This window comes from Martinezella rhizogenes, assembly GCF_007002745.1.
GTDB lineage: Bacteria > Pseudomonadota > Alphaproteobacteria > Rhizobiales > Rhizobiaceae > Agrobacterium > Agrobacterium cucumeris.
Window position 1 is genome coordinate 99,108 of sequence record NZ_SGNY01000011.1, and the last position, 19,649, is coordinate 118,756.

Annotated in this window: 17 protein-coding genes; 1 reads left to right on the forward strand and 16 read right to left on the reverse strand. The window is 58.2% G+C overall.

The features are described 5' to 3' along the window. Positions 1-7: 7 nt before the first annotated feature. The 6 genes from EXN68_RS24360 to EXN68_RS24385 form a co-directional block, all read right to left on the reverse strand. The gene (locus EXN68_RS24360) at positions 8-1,675 is read right to left on the reverse strand and encodes a globin-coupled sensor protein (RefSeq protein WP_142843322.1); all 1,668 of its coding nucleotides are present in this window, start codon (positions 1,673-1,675) and stop codon (positions 8-10) included. Positions 1,676-2,059: 384 nt separating this feature from the next. Beyond that, the gene (locus EXN68_RS24365; protein WP_142843323.1) at positions 2,060-3,316 is read right to left on the reverse strand and encodes an ABC transporter substrate-binding protein; all 1,257 of its coding nucleotides are present in this window, start codon (positions 3,314-3,316) and stop codon (positions 2,060-2,062) included. A 25-nt stretch (positions 3,317-3,341) separates the two neighbouring features. Then, a complete protein-coding gene (locus tag EXN68_RS24370; RefSeq protein ID WP_237681479.1) occupies positions 3,342-5,336 on the reverse strand; it encodes a putative bifunctional diguanylate cyclase/phosphodiesterase in 1,995 nt (664 codons plus the stop codon). A gap of 100 nt (positions 5,337-5,436) precedes the next feature. Then, positions 5,437-5,679 (reverse strand): hypothetical protein, encoded by a 243-nt coding sequence (locus tag EXN68_RS24375; RefSeq protein ID WP_142843325.1) that lies wholly within the window; start codon positions 5,677-5,679, stop codon positions 5,437-5,439. Positions 5,680-6,162: 483 nt separating this feature from the next. Beyond that, complete coding sequence (locus EXN68_RS24380) at positions 6,163-7,158, reverse strand: AraC family transcriptional regulator (protein WP_142843326.1); 996 nt, start codon at positions 7,156-7,158, stop codon at positions 6,163-6,165. 353 nt (positions 7,159-7,511) lie between these two features. Further along, positions 7,512-8,228, reverse strand: a complete 717-nt coding sequence (locus EXN68_RS24385) for a helix-turn-helix transcriptional regulator (RefSeq protein WP_142843327.1) — start codon at positions 8,226-8,228, stop codon at positions 7,512-7,514. A 147-nt stretch (positions 8,229-8,375) separates the two neighbouring features. On the opposite strand from EXN68_RS24385, the gene EXN68_RS24390 reads away from it, so the two are divergent. Then, positions 8,376-10,262, forward strand: coding sequence for a diguanylate cyclase (locus EXN68_RS24390; RefSeq protein WP_142843328.1), 1,887 nt, complete (start codon positions 8,376-8,378; stop codon positions 10,260-10,262). Positions 10,263-10,376: 114 nt separating this feature from the next. Here EXN68_RS24390 and EXN68_RS24395 read toward each other — a convergent pair whose 3' ends face one another. The 10 genes from EXN68_RS24395 to EXN68_RS24440 form a co-directional block, all read right to left on the reverse strand. Then, positions 10,377-11,090: an autoinducer binding domain-containing protein gene (locus EXN68_RS24395; protein ID WP_161991475.1), complete on the reverse strand. Its 714-nt coding sequence runs from the start codon at positions 11,088-11,090 to the stop codon at positions 10,377-10,379. Positions 11,091-11,464: 374 nt separating this feature from the next. Next, positions 11,465-11,686 carry a hypothetical protein gene (locus EXN68_RS24400; RefSeq protein WP_142843329.1) on the reverse strand — a complete coding sequence of 74 codons (222 nt, stop codon included), beginning with the start codon at positions 11,684-11,686 and terminating at the stop codon, positions 11,465-11,467. Positions 11,687-11,783: 97 nt separating this feature from the next. Further along, positions 11,784-13,085: an IncP-type conjugal transfer protein TrbI gene (gene trbI / locus EXN68_RS24405; RefSeq protein ID WP_142843330.1), complete on the reverse strand. Its 1,302-nt coding sequence runs from the start codon at positions 13,083-13,085 to the stop codon at positions 11,784-11,786. 12 nt (positions 13,086-13,097) lie between these two features. Further along, positions 13,098-13,535 (reverse strand): conjugal transfer protein TrbH, encoded by a 438-nt coding sequence (trbH, locus tag EXN68_RS24410; RefSeq protein WP_142843331.1) that lies wholly within the window; start codon positions 13,533-13,535, stop codon positions 13,098-13,100. Between the two features lie 3 nt (positions 13,536-13,538). After that, positions 13,539-14,351 (reverse strand): P-type conjugative transfer protein TrbG, encoded by an 813-nt coding sequence (gene trbG, locus EXN68_RS24415; RefSeq protein ID WP_142843332.1) that lies wholly within the window; start codon positions 14,349-14,351, stop codon positions 13,539-13,541. A gap of 17 nt (positions 14,352-14,368) precedes the next feature. Then, positions 14,369-15,031 carry a conjugal transfer protein TrbF gene (locus EXN68_RS24420; protein ID WP_065653658.1) on the reverse strand — a complete coding sequence of 221 codons (663 nt, stop codon included), beginning with the start codon at positions 15,029-15,031 and terminating at the stop codon, positions 14,369-14,371. Between the two features lie 24 nt (positions 15,032-15,055). Further along, positions 15,056-16,234 (reverse strand): P-type conjugative transfer protein TrbL, encoded by a 1,179-nt coding sequence (trbL, locus tag EXN68_RS24425; RefSeq protein ID WP_142843333.1) that lies wholly within the window; start codon positions 16,232-16,234, stop codon positions 15,056-15,058. Between the two features lie 4 nt (positions 16,235-16,238). Then, on the reverse strand, positions 16,239-16,415 hold the full coding sequence (gene trbK, locus EXN68_RS24430) for an entry exclusion protein TrbK (RefSeq protein ID WP_142843334.1): 177 nt from the start codon (positions 16,413-16,415) through the stop codon (positions 16,239-16,241). After that, the gene (gene trbJ / locus EXN68_RS24435; protein ID WP_142843335.1) at positions 16,409-17,212 is read right to left on the reverse strand and encodes a P-type conjugative transfer protein TrbJ; all 804 of its coding nucleotides are present in this window, start codon (positions 17,210-17,212) and stop codon (positions 16,409-16,411) included. The genes trbK and trbJ overlap by 7 nt, the downstream gene beginning before the upstream one ends. Continuing rightward, on the reverse strand, positions 17,184-19,640 hold the full coding sequence (locus EXN68_RS24440; protein ID WP_142843336.1) for a conjugal transfer protein TrbE: 2,457 nt from the start codon (positions 19,638-19,640) through the stop codon (positions 17,184-17,186). The genes trbJ and EXN68_RS24440 overlap by 29 nt, the downstream gene beginning before the upstream one ends. Between the last annotated feature and the right edge of the window lie 9 nt (positions 19,641-19,649).

Genomic DNA, 19,649 nt, shown 5'->3' on the forward strand with positions numbered 1-19,649 from the left:
CGCGTTCTCAGAACGCCTCCCAATCTCCGGTAGCGATTGCTGCATTGCCCTGACTGGCAAATGTTTCACGCAGTTTCGACCGAAGGTCGCGCGCCGGAGAGGACGCCGCGTGCACAGTGGCTTTCCCAACAGGGCGAGGACGCGCGATCGAACCTCGGCCGGTGTTGAAATCGCTGAGCATACCCGTGATACGGCTGACCTCCTGGACCAGAGCATGGCTTGCAGCAGTGGATTCTTCCACCATCGCGGCGTTCTGTTGCGTTCCCTGATCCATCGTGTTGACGGCAGTATTGATCTCCTGAAGAGCGGTCGCCTGCTCGCTGGATGCCCTGACGATCGCCCCGATGTGACGGTCGATCTCTTTCACTTCGCCGACGATCTCCGTCAGAGCTTCACCGGTCTGCCCGACCAGCGATACACCTTCCTTTACCTGCTCGCCGGAATTGTTGATCAGTTCCTTGATCTCCTTGGCGGCCTTGGCCGAGCGTTGCGCCAGTTCGCGGACTTCCTGGGCGACAACGGCAAAGCCCTTACCCGCATCGCCGGCCCTTGCGGCTTCGACACCCGCATTGAGCGCCAGGAGGTTGGTCTGGAAGGCGATCTCGTCGATCACCCCGATGATGCTGGAGATTTCCCGCGATGAGCTGTCGATCGCACCCATGGCGGAGACGGCCTGCTGAACAATCTGGCCGGACTTTTCGGCGCCTGCACGGGCCTTGGCAACAAGGTGCCCAGCCTCTTCCGCGCGTCGGCTCGAATCCTTGACAGTTGTCGTGATCTCCTCCAGCGCCGCCGCCGTCTCCTCGATCGAGGCGGCCTGTTGTTCGGTGCGCTTGGCGAGATCATCGGCGGCAGAGCGGATCTCCTGCGCGCCGGCGCTGATCTGGGTCGCGGCACCATCAATATGCTGGATCGTCGTCGACAGCTGTTCCAGTGCATTGTTGAAGTCGTCTCGCAGCACATGATAGGCCGCCGGTAGATCGTCATCGATCCGGTAGCTCACATCCTTGGCGGCGATTGCCGCCATCGCCTTGCCGAAACAGTTGCAGACGAGCTGACGCTCCGCGTCGATGGCTTCTGTCTGGGCCTTCTGCTTGGCGATCTCCGCCTCGTCGATATAGACGGATATCGCCAGGTCCATGTCCAGCATCACGGCCTTCACGAGACCGGCGAGTGCTTTGCCGAACTCTGCCGGCTTCATCGTCTTCTTCGAGAACATCCCGCCCTTCGGGAATATCTCTTCGACGGCGCTGTTGATCAGATGGTCGAGAATGATGGCGTATCCACCGATATACCATTGTGGCTCCAGGCCGATGCGGGCATGCACCGTGCCAATCGTCCGCACCTTGGCAACATAATCCTCGTTGAAGTTGCCGTCCGCGATATTGACCCAATGACCCATCTGTGCGCCCTTGGCGCGGGAAATGTGATCATCGGAGGAGAAGAAGCGGCTGGCTTCGGGGGTTATTCGCAGTTGCGTGTAGAATTTGTCGAGGCCATGTGGCAGTTCGCGTTCGACGAGGGCCTTCAGCGATCGGATCCCGGCGCGTCCTTCCTGATCGAGTTGCATGAAATCGAGACGACGCTCGACACTCTGACTTTTTGACTTTGAGACTACAGCTGCAGCACTCTGGACGGAGTTGCTGCAGGTATGCATGGCGGACTGGCTCGACATTCCCGACCTCGATTAAAATGGCTGAAACGGTGATCGGGCAGTGCCTCAATCACGTCGAAACCCGTCATCATGTCCGGCTTTGGCGCTCATCCGCCTTTCTCGACGACCCCAAATTTGGCCGACCTGGTTAATTTGGTGTTAACCGAAACCCATAGGTGCTTGACCCTTCACCCTTAGCTGCGCCCATGGGACATCGCGTGCGAATTTCGGATATTATCGGCCGATACTGTCGGGATGAAAAATGAGCGGTCATTCCGACGCGATCAATTGCTTGGCAGGCACACGACCGCCACCGCATGTGCTATGCTCGGCTCATCTACCTCCGCGGCCCGCTCTGGCACTCCGGCCGTTGCGAGTGATCAGCGCTCACTTCCCCTGATGAGCCTATTTCTTGCTTAGGACAGCATAAAGCTGCTCCTGAGCGCTTTCGACGGGTATGCGATCATCGTCGAAAAAGTTCGCAAGAACCGCGATAAATGCTTCGGACATCTGGGCGGGCATTGCCATGGATTGGGCGCTAACGTCGCTGTTCCTTGCGATCATTTCCAATCCAAGACGACCACAGCGATCAAGGTTACTCGGATCCACGTCTGTCCGTACGGGAAGTGATCCCTTGAGCCCGCTGAAAGCAACCTGATTGACCGGGTCCATGACCACGCGGGCAAAATCCCGCTGTGCTTTGATTGAAGCTTCGCGATTTGTAATCGGGAAGGCGAAGGCATCGACGACCATGAAGTAGGCGATTTCCGTACCCGGCACGAGGCTGCATTGGAAGTCCTTGTCCAAGACATAGCCTCTTGTCATCAGTTCTCCCTTGGCCCAATCACCCATGAACTGCATGCCGGCATCCCCGCTTCCCACCGCCGCAGCAGCATCCGCCCAGGTTTTGCCCACCCGCCGCTGCGCAGGCTCAGCATAGCTGGACAGTCGTCGCAACATCGAGAGCGCTTCAGCCATCCGGGGATCACGTATCATCGACGCGTCACCCCGGATTACGCGGGCATATCCTTGCGAACCCAGCTGCTGGTACATGATGTTATTGAATATGAGCGAGATCTCCCAGCGGCCGCCTCCCAGTGCGAGAGCAACATGCCCCTCCTGTTTTATCCTGTCGGCAGCGCCAATAATTTCCTCCCACGTCCTCGGCGCCGGAAGTCCCAGCCGATCAAAGAGGGCCTTGCTGGTCCACAGCCAGTTCTCGGCATGAATGTTCGTTGGTGCGAAGTAGATCTTCCCCTTGAAGCTTATCCGATCAACCACGGTCGCAGGTAGCACCTCACGCCAGCGGTCTGCCGCGGCAACCTCTTCCAGATCCAGGACGATTCCCATTTCCGGCAATTCCCGGGAACCTTCATTGGCGTTCCACTGCATGACCGCGGGTGCGTAGCCGCTGGCGACGCGATCACTCACTGTGCGTTGAACGGCAACCTTGTTTTCCATAGGAAGATCGATCCAACGGTTTCCCGCACGCGACCAAGCATCCCGAAACACGTCGAGCGCTCGTGCCTCACTCTTCGACACCCAATAATGGACGACATCGATGGCGCCGCGCTCGTCTGCCGAAACAGGACTGGAGGGCAGGCCAAATACCAGTGGCGCAAGAACCAGACCAAGATGCTTTGCTTTGTTTGAAAAGGTCATTTTGCATTTGCTCCGGAATGATGCGTCAATGTGCGCCCGCGGCGACCGGGTGGATTGTTTCGACAAACGGTACGAATTGGACCGCAGGAATGTGAGAGACCGCAATCTCAGCGGGCGCGGGTTTGCCGAACAGGTAGCCTTGACCCAGCTCGCAGCCGATCTCGAGAAGGAAGCGGCTTTGGGCATCCGTCTCGATACCCTCGGCGACGCATCGTTTTCCGAGATTGTTGGAGAGGTCCACGATTGCGCGGATGATTTGTGCCGACCGCGGATCCGTTTCGATGCCGGAAACGAAGCTACGATCGATTTTCAGTTCGTCGAAGGGGAAGTCCCGCAGATGGACCAAGGAAGCAAACCCAGTGCCAAAATCGTCGAGCGACACGGAAACGCCCTGTCGACGAAATCCCTCCACAGCGTTGAGAATCCGCTGGGAACCTCGGTTGAGGAATACATCTTCTGTGATCTCGACAGAAAAATCGCTCCATTCAAGGCGGTTTTCTCGGATTACCTTCGCAAAGATATCATAGCTTTCGTCCGTCAGGAGAAGCATCTCTGGCAGGTTGATGGCGACGGTGCCGGGCGCCAAGCCGGAACGCTTCCAGAAACGAAGGTCACGGCCAACAGTCGATATGACTGCCTTGGTCATACCCTTCATGAGTTGGGTGCCATCCATCAATGGCAGGAACCGACCGGGCGGCAGCAATCCGAAACATGGGTGCTGCCAGCGCACCAGCGCCTCAAACCCCACATGCTTGCCTGTGAGGAGGTCGACCTTTGGCTGATAGTGAACGACAAACTCCTGTCGGTCGGCTGCGGTGGCAAGTGCAGCCAAGAGCTGAGTGTCCTCGATCCGGTTGGCAAGTGCAGCTTCGTCGATGACGACGGCGGCACTACGTTCCCCCTTGGCGGCGTACAAAGCCACATCGGCCGCTTGCAGCAGACCGGTGCCATCATTTGCATGAAGAGGCGCGATAGCCCCACCAACGGATGCCGACGTCCGAAGAATTCGCCCCTCGAAGACGATATCTTCGGCAATGGCCTGCCTTATGCGCTCCGCAATAGAAATTAATAATGACGCATCCGTCACGCCAGGAAGAAGCATCGCGAATTCGTCTCCCCCAAGACGCACTGCCGTATCACCTGCACGCACAACCTGCCGAAGCGCCTCTGCGACATGCCGGAGGATCGCATCTCCGGCAGTATGACCGAAGCTGTCGTTGATACCCTTGAAGTGATCGAGATCGACCAGGAGTATTGAAAAACCCGGATCCTTGCGTCCGAGTTCAGAGACAAGATGCGTAAGAACGGTGTTGAACTGGGAGCGATTGCCAAGCCCCGTCAAACCATCCGTATGCGCAAGATGCTCCAGTTTGGACTGGTAGTCTACGGTCCGGAAATGCTCATTGCGCAGTTTCTGCAGCAGGGGGCGGAACACCAGCGTGGCTGTGACGAGGACGGTCATTGCGATGAGCGCAAGAAGACACACGCCCGCAAGTTTCGCGTTGTAGACACTGAGCGTGCTTCGTTCGTGAGTACGCTGACTGAGATCTGAAAATCCGCGCATCAACATGCTGTCGGATGCTGCCGCAAAATCTATCGCTCCCCAGAACGAATATCGATCCCGCCTCTCTTGCGTGCCGGCCGTTGCGATTTGCTCAGCTCGCCCAAGGAATTCCACTACAGACTTGCCCAAATCCTCTCTTGCGCGCTCAAACGCCTCGTCCTGGGGGAGTAGACGTTCAAGGTAGTTCCCCTTGATTTCTGCATGCATGGTTTCCAACCGGCTCGCCACGGAGCGGAGGTCCGTAATTGCCTGGAGGATGTCGTCACGCATCGCATCGACAATATATTCGGGCAGCTTGAGGTCAGCCGAAGCGCGCATCAGAGCACGGGTCTGGTTGGCGAGTTGTTGAAACCGTATGAACTGATTGCTGGTCAGAAAGCTGATGTTCTGCTGCAGCGAGTGGCGGTCCAGCGCCACCAGCACCGTCGCGCACGTAGCCCCGATCAACAACATCATAATGATGACCGTGTTAAGGTATTGCCGGCTGATCGACCGAATATACCGACCCATGGACTTGTTGTGTTCGCTTATGAGCTGTCCAGCAAACGGCATCTCATCAGCCCTCGCCGGCAAGTTCGGAGGCAGCACCCCGCCCGTTCGCGGCCCAGAGACCAAACTCCGTATGATCCAGCAATTGAATTCGAGGTGCGGCAGCGCCTTGCGATGCAGAAGCAGTTATCGCCATGCGGATCTCTTCGAGCTGTGCATAGACCTCCAGAATCTGGTCACGTACAGCCCGCAGCTCAGGGGATGAATGCTGTTGGAACCTGGTACTGGGAAAGGAAATGAGATTAGACATTTTGAGAGTATTCCCCTAAATCATGCAATTCGTTGGTCTTTCAGCGCCACCAGCATTGTGACATTCCATCTCCTTCCCGCACGCCTTCCAGTAGCGAATAGCCCTCACGGCATTTCGCAACGACGCTGTATTAGGAGAAATTGGGAACCGGCGGATCGTAAGGATGAGCTGACGCAGTAGTCTCGATGGCGGTGAAAGTTGATATCGACCAGGCACAGACCCCGGTCGTATCGAAATCCGACATCCTGCCAGCCCCGGCGTTCATCCGCCTTTCCGATAAAGCCCAGAATTGGGCTCAATTGTAAATTTGTGATTAATCAAATATTGGCCAGATGAAGGCGAACAAATAGGTTGCGGATTTCGGATATTCGGCACGCCACAGGGATATCCGGGAAGAAAGCGACCGTCGATGGAAACGGCGCCTATCTAAACGAACCGGCCGGGCAAGGTTGGAAAACCCTTCAAGGTCTCCGCCCGCCTCTTTCAATCGCGCTGGGCTTGGCTTTCCCGACCCCTGCGAATTGTCTCATTAGGCAATTCCCCGAAAGCCGCTTTGTAGAGAGCTGAAAAATGGCCCATGTGGACGAACCCGTAGCGTCTGGCCACAGCTGAGACCGTCAAGTCTCCCGAAACGAGAAAATCGCGCCGGACGGCTTCCAACCGCAATTGCCGCCAGTAGTCGGATGGGGTCGTGTCCTTGAACTGCTGGAATGCTGATTGCAGAGCGCGGATGCTCACACCAGCGGCTATTGCGAGGTCCGCCATCTCTAGCGACGTATCAAGGTGAGCCATCATGAAGTCTATCGCTCGCTTCACGTGGCGAGGCACAGCGGCCGCCGCCGGGTCTTTGAGCGCGCTGGAATAGGTGTGTGGCAACTGTTCCAGCATGCATACGAGCATTGACCGGAACAGAAGCTCCGTTGACCGGAGTGGCAAGGCTTCTTCTTTGTCGTTTGCAAACGTCGACCACAGCAAGCCTCCCAAGGACATGAGATATCCGTGCAAGGTCGTGTTGGCTTCGATCTCAATCGCGAAATCCACATCCCCCGTCACAGGCCGATCGAGTAACAAGCTCAGTTCCCGTTTGAGAGCGTTCTGGCTGAAGGTGACGCCGATATGCGAGCGTCCCGCATGCTTACGAACGAACTCCGTCTGCTGCAGTTTGCCGACCAGAATACTATCTGACTTGGAAACGAGATCGAGGCCGCGACAACGAACTTCCATTGCCCCCGCTATTGGAAGGTACAGAGCACACGAGTCGGGAGGGGCATCGAAACTTGCCTCGACGCCGATGCCACAATCCGTCCGCCAGATGTCAAAACTGCCGGCGGAAAACTGCAGGTTCTCCATGCTGACCTTTCCGGCCTTGGAGAGAGGGCGGAGTTTTACGCATTCACGGCTCTGAGGAAGCTGTTCCTGAAGTTCGTCGATGTCCATTTGCACGAACTTGAAACGAGACGTTTGAGGAGCCCGCACCATCAGTGCCCCCGGATGCGTGCGGATCGGGCAGGGAGCTTTTGGGTAAGTTCCGTACCGCTCCGCCCAGATTCTCGCCAGATTTCAGCCGAGGGATACCGAAGAATGGGAAGTTGCCCGTGGGCAACAGTATCCGCACAAGTCGGCTTTGCAAATTCGATGAACATTGTGGTACGTACCTCAGAATACTCAAAATGCGGTGTCGTGGAGGCGAGAGCTCGTCTCTTCCTACCCCAGATTTGGGTCGATTCGCTAATTTTCTGCTAAAATGAGGACGGGCTGCCGAGCAGATGTTGCCGAAACCACGATGGCTGCGCCGTTATATTTCACGTGAAGTTAGAGCAAAGACTCCTGCATCATATTAGATGCCGGCGAATTGCTTCGGCGATCGCATGAGCGCGGTTAGCCGCGCCCAGCTTCTTCGCCGCGCTCTTCAGGTAGCTGTTGACAGTTTCGGTTCGATACTCGGAAACCCCGGAAATTTCCTCGCTGGTCAAGCCAGTGCTGGCGAGCTGAAGGCAACGCAGCTCACCATCTGTAAGCCGCAAGGCATCAGCGGCAAAACGATCCATCAAAGGCTTTGAAATTGTCCGGTGCAACGGCTCCGCGATGAATACCAGGAACTCTCGTTCGCCTGGGGTAAACGCCCGCTCCGTCGTGAAGCAAACACCGCCATAAACAACACCACCCCTGGCGACGGGAATTTGCAGGCGCTTGCCGATCTCGTAAGAGCGATGCAGATAGGAAAGACGTTGGGCCGGCGGCGAAAGGTCAAATGCCTCTTCCTCTGTCATCGGTGTCGCCTGTGCAGTCGACCGAACAAGCAGGGGATCGGAGCGGTTCCACTGTTCCGAAAAGTATGTTTCGACATAGGCTGGCGGCATGTCGCTCTCGATCGAGCGCCCTCGCCCGATGTGGTATCCGTTCAGGTCAAGTCCACCGAAGGCGACGTGCCGGAACCCGACAGCCTTTCTCACATGTTCAAGCAGCTCGTTATCGCGCAGTTGTCGCTGAACTGGAACTTCCGAAAGGTTCTTGAAGCGGTCAAACCCCTCCCCGTGTGTATGCCCCATCACTGATCTCTCGCCGAATCCTGAAAACCACATTTTTGCGCTGAATGCTTAACGCAATATCAATCGTCAACAGGCAACTTCTGGCTGATATTTCAGCTTCGCTCTCAGATTGTCAGCCGGGTCTCGGCGATTACACAGGGTATATGCATGGCAACGGGCGTCTGGGAGCGGCTTGCGGGCAATCTGGCATTTGTCGTTTTGTGCTTCGCCATGTGGGCACATTTTTCGATCTGGTACCGTCGGCTAATCGTTCGGCACGACAAAGTTCTTTTTGGTGCGTTCGCGGGCTGCACTTCTATCGGCTCCATGTTGCTCGCAGTCCAATACCAGCCCGGAATCTATCTTGATCTTCGTTTTGTTCCGCTTGCGCTGACCGCTGCATTGGGCGGCCCCATATCTGCCATCGGTGCAGTAGTCCCAGCCGCTATCTTTCGCCTCTATCTTGCCGGAACGGCTACCCTTGACGGGATCGTGGCGATCCTGGTCGTGAGCTCGGTGGGAGCGGCGACCTATTTGCTGCCGCGCACAAAATTCTCAGCGGGACGCATCCTTCTATTTCTCAGCCTGGCCCTGGCGCTTGCGCTAACCCTGGTGCTCGCTATTCTTCCAAGCCTGTCGGAGGTCCAAGCGCTCTCGGCCATCGGGTTCCCACTCATCACGGCAAACTGTGTCGCTGCAATCCTGTGTGGCCTCATCATGCTCAAGACAGATCGGGTGCAGCTGGAGCGCCGAATTTTGGAAACGGCATTCTCGCAGTCCCCCGACTATCTGTACGTTAAAGACAGGGAGAGCAAATTCCTGACCGTGAACGACAATATGGCCCGGCTATTCCGTTTTCCCGCAGCTTCCGACATGATCGGGCTTTCCGACTTCAACCTGCGCACTCCTCCAGAAGCCGAGGAGCTGTATTTCCGCGAACAGCAGATCATGCGCACCGGCGAACCGCAGATAGACTTTCAGGAGCGGTTGAACGATCGCCACCTGCTTGCGTCGAAGGTCCCTCTTCGGGATAGTGAGGGGCACATCGTTGGCCTCGCAGGCGTCACCCGTGACATTGCCGAACGCGTGGAACTCGAAAGCGAGCTTCGCGAAAAGCGAAACCTGCTGACGCTTGCGATGCATGGCATGTCCGAGGGTTTCGCCATTTTCGACAAGAAGGGGTTCCTCGTCTTCTGCAATGAGCAATACCGGGACGCATTCCCGTTTTCACGCGATGCTCGAGTCGTCGGTGCGCATATCAGCGACATCTTACGCAGCGTAGCGGAAACGGGCGAGCGTATCGACATGCCCGACGTGGCTTCAGAGCAATGGATCGAGCTGGCGGCAGCAAGCCTTCCTGTCAACAAGGACGAAGAAATCCAGCTTCAGAACGGCGAGTGGCGCGCACTTAAGACCCGGCTCGCCCATGATGGCACGGCGATGGTGGTCGTGTCTGACATCACGGCGACGAAGCAGGCGGAAATCGCTCTCCAGGAATCGGCTAACCAGCTCAGAGCCCTTGCAGACACGGATGGACTGACCAATCTCACCAATCGCCGCGCTTTCGATCGGGCTTTTGCGGCCCAAACCGAACATTGTATCAGCAGGGGTATGCCGCTCAGTGTCCTGATGATCGATGTCGACCGCTTCAAAGCCTACAACGACACCTATGGCCATCTTGCTGGTGACGACTGCCTGCGCATCGTCGGAAGATGTCTAGACAAGTCCGTGAAGCGCGCAGGGGACCTCGTGGCGCGTTACGGCGGCGAGGAGTTCGTGGTTCTACTTCCAAACACGGACGAAAAAGGCGCTGCAATCGTTGCCGACGAATTTGCTCATCTCCTGGCCAAAGAGAACATCCCACATGCTGGGAGCGAGTTCGGGCGAGTGACCGCGAGTGTAGGAATCTCAACGGTCACGGGGAAAGGTCTGCACTTCGGCTCAGCACGCATCCTTTCGGAAGCCGATGACGCCCTCTATGAGGCGAAAGAGAACGGTCGCAATCAAGTGGTGGCGCGGACGCTATCGGACGGACAGACCGTGACAGTTAAGTAAGGACCGAAGGCATCATAATGGCGGCCTTTCGCTGTTGCCGCCAAGCCCAAACACAGCAGAATTGGGCGCGTCTGCAGCTCGTATTCCAATTGTGGGAGGGCTGACGCGACGATGCTAATTAGAGCTTAGCAACCCACGATCTTTCGCGATTCCAACAAGCTGCGGCACTGATTCAGCGCCCAGCTTGGCACGGGCTTTATCGAGGTAGTGCTGCACGGTCCTCGAATTGATGCCGGTCACAGCGGCAGTTTCGAGTGTGTTTTTTCCTTTCATCGCCCATGTCAGGCACAGCATCTCGCGTGGTGACAGCACCTGCTTCGGATTGACGGCGGTTTTGGCAGCAATCATCTTCAATCGATAATGAACCATCATCACCAATTGGACAGCTCTCTTCGAGTCGAATGCGGCCGGGACGTCCACGTCTCTTTCCGAGGATGCAAAGGTCAGCATCATCGACGCGCCGTAACCACCTTCAACAGGGATCGTCATGCCGCAGCGGATCCCGTGGTCGATCGCCTCGTCGCGAAATTTTCTGAGTGGTGAAGAACCGCGGGCCGGCCAATCCTCCGCAGTCCAGAAGAAAACGTCCCGTTTGCGCTTCGCTTCCGTCACCACCGGATCGATGCTGGAATAGTCAGCCGAGAGGTAAAGACCCTCCCAGGGTTTGGGATAGGAGTTGAATGTCCTGATCTGGGCGCCTTCTTTTTCGAGATAGGCAAACCGTTCGTATCCGCAGGAACGCGTGAACTGCCTGAGGGCGCCCTTGACCATGGCCTCGTCTTGCGCGACTTCCAGCATATCAACGAGCGAGCGAAATTCTCCGTCCACGAACGCTTCTCCTATGTTTTTGACCCGTAACGCGGTCCTTTATTTGCCAGCCGAGACGCTGGATGATGGGCATCGTCGTTTGGCAACAGGCGGACCTGCTAATCGCCAACTGACGATAGCTCCGCAACCGGCGGTGCTTGGTTGATGCAAAGCAGTCCCTCTTGCCGTGTACGTTAGCACTACCCATAAAGGGGGAGCTTTCAAGGCTCCCTGCCTCAAAAAGATGACAAATCAAGAAAAGTTTTTGCGGGCGAATGGAAACCGTGTTCTGACGCGAGTGCTATGTACTGAAGAGAACGCGATATAAGGCCCGGCCCGTTTGCCCACGCAAGGCCCCAAATCCTAAAACTGCCAGCGCTTTTCAAGCGGCAAGATCACTTGGCGTCGATACGCGCCCGCTCGGATCTGACGGCTTTGATGATACGCCAGTTAATTCCCGGCTCGCGTGGCATCTGGATATCGTCCATGTTGTCGAAATCCGAAAGCCGGGTGTAAAACGCACTTCGAAGGCGCGAGATAAACTGCTTCGGCAAAGCGGTGTTTTCGAGAAGGTCCGGGTCGTCATCCGGCAAATCGCCAAAATCCATTTCTGTCATCGCCTATCCTTTCCTGCGTTGAGCAGGACCATCCGGCACCATTTCTTCAGCCAGCGCAACTCGCAGATTTGCACCTCTTGCAGACTTGGCGTTTCCTTTAGTTTATGCGGTAAGCCGACGGAAAGATGATGTCCTGGTCGACGAGGACGTTGAACTTATAGCCGGGGCGTATCTGGATCGTCGGCTGTACATTCAGGTTCTTCGAGATTGTCTGCTCGGCGACGCGACCGAAGCTTTCAGCAAAATTCCGTCTGGCGGCATCGGACGCCGTATCCTGCGTCGCAAGCGTCGAACTCTCCGGCATGGACATGTCGATCCCGGTTCCGATCAGCGCGACGAGTGCTGCCGAACCCCAGGTGCGCCAGAGATGTCGATCGACTTTATCCTTGAACCCGCCATATCCCTCGGCATCCGTGCCCGCCATGCCGCCGATCTGCAGGGTCGATCCGTTCGGAAAGATGAGGTCGGTCCAGACGACGAGTACGCGCTCCTGGCCAAACGACACCTTGGAATCGTAGCGGCCGAATAGTTTGGACCCCTGCGGGATCAGGAGCCGATAGCCGGTGGCGCTGTCAAAAACGTTCTGGCTGACCTGAGCGGTGATTCTGCCCGGAAGATCGGAGTTGAGCCCGGTGATCAACGTGGCCGGAATAACCGAGCCGCGCTTCAGCTCATAGGGCGAGATCTGCGGTACGACCCGGTTCGGCAGATAGCCGAGATCCTTGATGTCCTGATTGAAAAAATCCTGCTTCGAAGTCTGGGTGTTCGGATCGACGTTCTGTCCCATCAGCCCTGATTTGACAGCGGAGGCGTAGAGGTCGGAGGCATTGTTGGCTGTCGCAGTTGTCGTCTGCCGGCCCGTGTCTCTGGAATTGTTGGCGACTTTTTCGACATCGGAAATATCCACCTTCAATGGCGAGTCCAAAGCCGTTGCCCGCGCCTGAAGGCGGGCCATACGCTGGCGCTGCGCCTCGCGGATATATTGTTCGTCCTGCTCCCGTTTCAGGCGGGCTTTCCATTCCTCTTCGGATTCGAGCCTTGGCCGCCGTTCTTGCCTTTCCGCGGACTGGCGGTCGACAACAGATGTTTCCTTCTCGACCTTCTGTTCGACGGCGGGCGTTGGCTGAAACGCTTCGCGCTCAACCGGCTCGCCGATGATGCCGTCGGTAACGCCGCGTTTGAGTTGGTCTCCAAAATTGGTTGCGGGAGCATTCGAGGCGCTCTCGATATCATTGTTCCGATTGAATGCCAGCCCGCGCCACGACAGCCCGACCACGACCACCCCGACGAACAACGCGATGATGATGATGGCGATGATGATCGGCAGCCGATTGAGACGGCGCATACCCTTCTGATCGTCGGCTTGGTTGGAGGCGCCAAGCTGGAGAGACTGGACCATGTTCGCCTCCCCTCAGTTGCGTTGCATGATGGAAAGCGGGCTTGCCGGCGTGGCGCCGGCCGCCGTGGCCGTGTAGGCCCGACCAAGGGCAACGGACGGCGTGGAGAGCCGTGCGAGCACCTGGCCGTCGACGTCATCGATCGAATAAACGAGCTCGACCGTCTTCACATCCTTCCCTACCTTGCCGTCGGTGATGACGGTGTAGCCCCATCCTTTCAGCGCCGCCTCGAGCGCCGCCGCGAAATCTGACGTGTCCTTTTCCATTTTGAGCGTCGTCGTGCCTGCCGGATCGATCTGCTCGGCGAGGCGGCTCGCCATGTCGCCGGCGATGGCGCTAGCGGCTGGGCCGGTGACGGCGACCGGGGTTGAACTGGTGGTCAATCCATCCTCGGCTGTCTGGCAGCCTGAGAGCAGGGTGGCGGTGATGATGATGACGAGAAGCTTGCGCATGGTTCAGCCTCCCCGCCGGATGGTGATCTTCTGTTGGCGCCAGCCAACGCCGGAGACGAGGATCGCCTTGTCGACCGCGTAGTCGACGATCATCATGTCATTCTTCATCCGGTAATTGACGATGCGGTTCTGGCCGCCCGAGACGACGAAGAGCACTGGCGCATCCTGCCCCGAGATCGATTTCGAAAACTGGATGTAGGTTTTGACGCCATCCGAATAGACCCGTTTCGGCTTCCAGGGCGCCGAGCCACTCACGGAGTACGAGAAGTTCAGTTTGTCGGGCGCCGTGCCGGGAATGCCGCCGGTCTCGAGCCGGGAATTGATGTCGGCGAGCTTGGTCGATACGTCCTCCGGATATTCGAAGCCGATGCGCGCCATGTACTGGCTCGGATGGGATTTCAGCTGGATGTGGTAGGTGCGCCGCGATGTGGTGACCACCATCGAGGTAACGAGTCCCGGTTCCGACGGCTTGACGATCAAATGGATCGCCTGCCCGCCCGTGGCGCCGGAAGTCGCCGGTTCGACCTTCCAACGAACCGTGTCACCGACAAGCACATCGCGGACGATCTCGCCGCCTTGCAATTCGATATCGCAGACTTGAAGCGGCGAGCAGACGACCGACGGCTGGGTTTCTCCGAACAGGAAAATGACCTTGCCATCCGGGCCGGTCGTCACCAGCCCCGATGTCCCGCGCCACTTCCTGGAAATGTTGGTGCCCTTCACCTCGTTGTTTGTCATGCTCTGCGCCTCGATGCCGCTCGCGAGGACGAGCGTGGCCAAGCAGCCGGCGGCTGCGATCAATCCTGTTCTGTGCATTGAGAAATCCCCTGCCCTTAAAGCTGCGCTGTCCAGTCGAAATCCCGGACATAGAGACCGATCGGATTGAGACGGATGGTCGCCTCATCCTGCGGTGCGGTGAGCGTGACCGTTGCGATCCCGCGGAACCGGCGCGTGCCGATTTCCTTGCCCTTGCGGTCGCGTTCGTACTCGGTCCAGTCGATCTGATAAGTCTGGTTCGAGAGCGCCACGATGTTGTTGACCTCGATGGCAACGGTCGAGGACTTCGCTTTCTCGAACGGCGAGTTGCTCCGGAACCAGTCATTGATCTTCTGCGTCGACGGATCGGAGGTCCGAAGCAGCGCATAGGTCCGATCGATATATTGCTTCTGCACCACGGCATCCGGCGTAATGCTGCGGAAGCTGGTCACGAAGTTGCCGAGCGTGGCGCGCACCACCCGGACATCGGCATATTCGATCTGTTCGGGGAACCCTGACGTCACCGAGGTTCCAAGCTTGTCGACCTGGACGATGTAAGGCACCAATTTGACCTGAGTGCTCAAGTACATCGAATAGCTAAAGCCGATGACCGCCATTGTCAGACCGAGGATGCCGACAATGCGCCATGCGTCGGCGGCCTTTACGTAAGAGCCGTATCGTTCATTCCATTCCTGGCGTGCGGCGAGGTACGGGTTTTCGGGGGCGCGGTTCGCTGCCATCGATCCATCACTTTCTAATTGCGGTTAGTCTTTGCGTTCGGGAGGTGGCTTTGGTCCGCTATGCCCGCTACGCGCCTGGTCGAGCTTGGCGTTGGCAAGACCGAGGATCGAACCTGCATAGGCGCCGGGAGAACCGATGGCCTTCTCCTTGGCGGCCGAGCCTGCCGCATGTCCGGCCGATCCGATGCCAGCTCCGATCCCGCGAAGCATTGCGCCGGCGACGGATGAACCTGCAGCTCGGGCAGCCTGACCAGCCGCGAAGCCGGTCCCCGCGGCACCCGCTGCGAGGAAGCCAGCGCCTGTGGCGAAGGACGCGGCCTGCCCACCGTGCCGGATTGCTTCCATTCCGCCTGAGACAGAAGCTCCCTGCACGACGCCCTGCATGATGTTCGGGACGTAGATGGCGACAATGAAGACGACGACCGCAATGCCGGCGATCGCAAGTGCCGTCTGGAATTGGTCTCCAATGTCAGGTTCGTTTGCCAATCCGATCAGCACTTCCGATCCGATGCGCGAGATCATCACAAGCGCCATGAGCTTCATTCCGACCGAGAATGCGTAGACTAGGTATCGGACGGCGAAGTCCTTCGTATAGGACGAACCGCCAAGGCCGAGCATGATCATGCCGGCGAGAAGGCCGATATACATTTCGACCATGACCGACACAAAAATCGCTGCAACGAGCGAGAATGAGATGACCACGACGACCATTGCAAAAGCAGCCGAGATCGCCAGCGCATTGTCCTCAAAAAGACCGAACTGAATCTTTTCCGACATCTTCGTTGCGACGGCGAGTCCGGCATTGAAGACGTCGGCTGGTGACGCGGTCCCGCCACCAGCACCAATCTGGAACAGGCTGTCGACTACCGCCTTGGCGAAGGTGGGACCCTGCGCCAACACGAAGGCGAAGAAGCCGACGAACATGATCCGCCGGACAAGCTCGGCGAACCAGCTGTCAAGCGATGCGGCCTGTAGTGCCAGCCAGACGGCGGCGATGCCGATTTCGATCGTCGCCAGGATCCAGAATAACGATTTCGCCGCATCCATGACCGTGGTTTCCCACCCCTTCGCGGCCGTGGTGATCTGGCTCTGCAATGAGGTTAACACCGAGCCTTCCTGGGCGAAGGCTGGCTGGGCCGCCAGTGCGCAGAAGGTCGCAAGCAGCATCGCTGCCCTGAACCGTTGAAAAGGTATCCCCGTCATCTGCTCACCACTCGACCTTCATTCTCTCGCCGCCAGAGGTCGGATACTTCTTGGAGGTGCCAAAGAACTGTTCGCGACGCTCCTGCGCAGCCTGCTTTTCGGAGATGAGCAGCCAGATGCCGGTGCTGCCGGCCGCCACGATGGCCGCGAGTGTGAGCAGGATCAGTTTCGTTCTCACCATTCCACCTTCATCTTCTCGCCGCCGGACGTCGACGGGGCTGTCGCGCTGAAGAATTTCTCTCGTCGCGCCTGAGCCAGGTCCTTGTCGGTCTGCTCGGTCTGCAGCCAAGTCCCCATCATCGTCATTTGCTGGGAGACGAGACCGCGCAGTTTCTGCATCTGCGCGACCTGCTGTGCGGCGATCTCGTGCCCAACCTGGAGGGCCTTCATCTGCCCATCGGCGGTCTCGGACATCGATCGTAGCGAGGACATCGTGCCTTCCTCGCTGTCGAACTGATCGGCCGTCAGGCTTGCCGCTTTCAGGGTGCTGGCGATCGTGTCCCGGTTGGTATCGGACCACGACTGGTAGCTGGAGGAAAAGCTTGTCGCGCCCGGCAGGTTGGCCCTGAGGCTTGAATAGCTCTGGAAGCGCTGCTGCAGCACATCGTCTGCATTGCCCATCGAAAACGAAATGCTCTGGCCCTGGTCGATGAGGCTGCGCAACTGATTGAGGTCGCTTTCGACCTGTCCCCAGATATGCGACGGGAGGGTCGCCGTATTCTGCAGCAGGTTCTGGTAGATATTGAGCTGCGTTTCGATCTGTTGCGCGAGCTGGCTGATCTGGGTGAGCTGGTTCTGGATTTGCTCGCCGGATTGGCCAACGAGGGATACGAGTTCTCCATTGTTGAGGACCTGCGTCCATTCGGTCGCTGCACCTGTGGCGGTGCCGGCACGCGCTGGCGCGGCTGCACTTAGTGCAACGATTACAGCCACCAGACTGACGACGAATCTATTCGAAGTTGAGCAGCGACGCGGCATCGTGAACTCCTCTCATTTGAAGCCAGTGAACCGGCCAGTCGCGGCCGTGTTCGGAACTAAGCGTGCGAATGCGCTTCAAGTCTTCCTTGCCGGATGCGCCAACGAAGCTCAGCGCCACGGGGCCGAGCGCCATATCGAACAACCGACGGCCTTCGGGGGTGACGACGTAGTATTCGCGTTTGGGAATGGCGTTCGAAACGATCTCGATCTGTCGCTCGTTAAAGCCGATCCGTTCGTAGAATTCGCGCGTCCCAGATTCCCTTGCGGCGCCGTTCGGCAAGCAAATTTTCGTTGGGCAGGATTCCTTCAGCACATCGATAATACCCGAGCGTTCGGCGTCGGAGATCGACTGCGTGGCGAGTACAACGGCGCAATTGGCCTTGCGCAGCACCTTGAGCCACTCGCGGATCTTGCTGCGGAATACCGGATGACCGAGCATCAGCCAGGCCTCGTCGAGCACGATCAGGCTCGGGGAACCGTCGAGACGCTTCTCGATCCGCCGGAACAAGTAGGTTAGCACGGGCACAAGATTGCGCTCGCCCATGTTCATAAGGTGCTCGATCTCGAAGGTCTGGAATGCGCCGAGGGAAAGGCCGTCCTGTTCCGCGTCGAGAAGCTGGCCCATCGGGCCGTCGACCGTGTAGTGATGAAGCGCGTCCTTGATCTCGCGCATCTGGACGCCGCTGACGAAGTCTGACAGGGACCGTCCGGCCGCGCTGCCCATCAATCCGATCTGGCGAGAGATCGCGTTGCGATGATCAGGGGTGATGGCAACACCCTGAAGGGCGACCAACATTTCGATCCATTCCGTTGCCCAGGCGCGATCCGCATCGCTCGCGAGGTCCGATAGTGGGCAGAAGGCCAGCGCCTTTGCCTCTTCTTGGGCGTCGCCACCGATCTCATAGTGATCGCCGCCGGCGGCGAGCGTCAGCGGCAGGAGCGAGTTCCCCTTATCGAAAGCGAAGATCTGGGCGCGTTCGTACCGTCGGAACTGCGCTGCGATTAGTGCCAGCAGCGTCGACTTGCCCGAGCCGGTCGGCCCGAAGATCAGGGTGTGACCGACGTCATCGACATGGAGGTTCAACCGGAACGGAGTCGAGCCGCTCGCCACCTGCATAAGGGGTGGCGAGTTCGGCGGGTAGAATGGGCACGGCGCCGCCGGGCTGCCGGACCAGACCGAGTTCAGCGGGACCAGATCGGCGAGATTGCTGGTGTTGATTAGCGGCTCGCGGATGTTGCAGTACCAATTGCCGGGCAGGCTGCCGAGATAGGCGTCGGTGGCGTTGAGGGTCTCAATCCTTGCGCCGAATCCTTCCGCCTGGATCAGCCGGCGAATGGCTTCCGCTTTTTCCTGGAGAGCCTCACGGTCGTGATCAAACAGGACGATGACAGGCGTGTAGTAGCCGTAGGCAACCAGCTGCGAGGAGGCTTGCGCGATGGCATCCTCAGTCTCGGCTACCATGGTCATGGCATCCTGGTCGACGGAGCGGCTTTGCGTCTGGAAGAGCTGATCGAAGAACGGCCGTACCTTCTGCTGCCATTTCTTGCGGGTGCGTTCGAGTTTCTGCCGTGCCTCTTCCGCATCGAGGAAGATGAAGCGCGATGACCAGCGATAGGTGAGCGGCATCAGGTCCAGGCTGTTGAGAATCCCCGGCCAGCTCTCGGCCGGCAGGCCATCGATTGCCACAACCGCGAGAAACCGATTCTCGACCTTCGGCGTCAGGCCATGCTCGAGCTCGGCTGTCGCAATCCAGTCGAGATACATCGGGGCATCCGGCAATCTGATCGGATGGTTTTCGCCGGTGACGCAAAAGCGAACGAATTGTAGCAACTCGTCATAGCGGGCGAGCCGCTCCCCTCCCCTCTCCGCGACTTCGCGCGTCTCCATGCGCCGGATCGAAAGAGTGTTGGCAAAATACTGCTCGATCTCGCGGATGGCGTTCCTGAAGATGAAGAGCACCGTGTCGGCATAGCTCTTCTTGCGGCTCTCCTCGTCCGAGTAAATGTATTTGCTCAGCGCGGTCTTTTTGGACTCCAGGGGCCGATAGGTGAGGACGAGCGCGTGCTTGCTCTCGAAATGCCCCTGCTCGCGCCCGAAATGCGCCCGCCGCTCGGCGTCGATCGCGCGCGTGACCGCATCTGGAAAGTGGCAGCGATCGTCAGACGGATAGTCGAATGTCGGGATGCGAACGGCTTCGACCTGGATCATCCAGCCGCTCCCGAGCCGCGACAGGATCGTATTGATCTGCCGTGACAGGTCGTTGCGCTCGAGATCGGTAGCACTTTCGGAGTCGGGTCCCGCAAAATACCAGCCGGCCATCAGGCTTCCGTCTTTCAACAGAAGGACGCCATTGTCGACGAGGCCGGCATAGGGGACGAGATCCGCAAAGGATGGGCCGGTGGCCCGGAAGCGTTTCAGAGCAACCATGGCTTGCCC

Coding starts and splice junctions, on each gene's coding strand:
- EXN68_RS24360 (WP_142843322.1), bottom strand. CDS start 1,675: ATGTCGAGCCAGTCCGCCATGCATACCTGCAGCAACTCCGTCCAGAGT.
- EXN68_RS24365 (WP_142843323.1), bottom strand. CDS start 3,316: ATGACCTTTTCAAACAAAGCAAAGCATCTTGGTCTGGTTCTTGCGCCA.
- EXN68_RS24370 (WP_237681479.1), bottom strand. CDS start 5,336: ATGATGTTGTTGATCGGGGCTACGTGCGCGACGGTGCTGGTGGCGCTG.
- EXN68_RS24375 (WP_142843325.1), bottom strand. CDS start 5,679: ATGTCTAATCTCATTTCCTTTCCCAGTACCAGGTTCCAACAGCATTCA.
- EXN68_RS24380 (WP_142843326.1), bottom strand. CDS start 7,158: ATGGTGCGGGCTCCTCAAACGTCTCGTTTCAAGTTCGTGCAAATGGAC.
- EXN68_RS24385 (WP_142843327.1), bottom strand. CDS start 8,228: ATGGGGCATACACACGGGGAGGGGTTTGACCGCTTCAAGAACCTTTCG.
- EXN68_RS24390 (WP_142843328.1), top strand. CDS start 8,376: ATGGCAACGGGCGTCTGGGAGCGGCTTGCGGGCAATCTGGCATTTGTC.
- EXN68_RS24400 (WP_142843329.1), bottom strand. CDS start 11,686: ATGACAGAAATGGATTTTGGCGATTTGCCGGATGACGACCCGGACCTT.
- trbI (WP_142843330.1), bottom strand. CDS start 13,085: ATGGTCCAGTCTCTCCAGCTTGGCGCCTCCAACCAAGCCGACGATCAG.
- trbH (WP_142843331.1), bottom strand. CDS start 13,535: ATGCGCAAGCTTCTCGTCATCATCATCACCGCCACCCTGCTCTCAGGC.
- trbG (WP_142843332.1), bottom strand. CDS start 14,351: ATGCACAGAACAGGATTGATCGCAGCCGCCGGCTGCTTGGCCACGCTC.
- EXN68_RS24420 (WP_065653658.1), bottom strand. CDS start 15,031: ATGGCAGCGAACCGCGCCCCCGAAAACCCGTACCTCGCCGCACGCCAG.
- trbL (WP_142843333.1), bottom strand. CDS start 16,234: ATGACGGGGATACCTTTTCAACGGTTCAGGGCAGCGATGCTGCTTGCG.
- trbK (WP_142843334.1), bottom strand. CDS start 16,415: ATGGTGAGAACGAAACTGATCCTGCTCACACTCGCGGCCATCGTGGCG.
- trbJ (WP_142843335.1), bottom strand. CDS start 17,212: ATGCCGCGTCGCTGCTCAACTTCGAATAGATTCGTCGTCAGTCTGGTG.
- EXN68_RS24440 (WP_142843336.1), bottom strand. CDS start 19,640: ATGGTTGCTCTGAAACGCTTCCGGGCCACCGGCCCATCCTTTGCGGAT.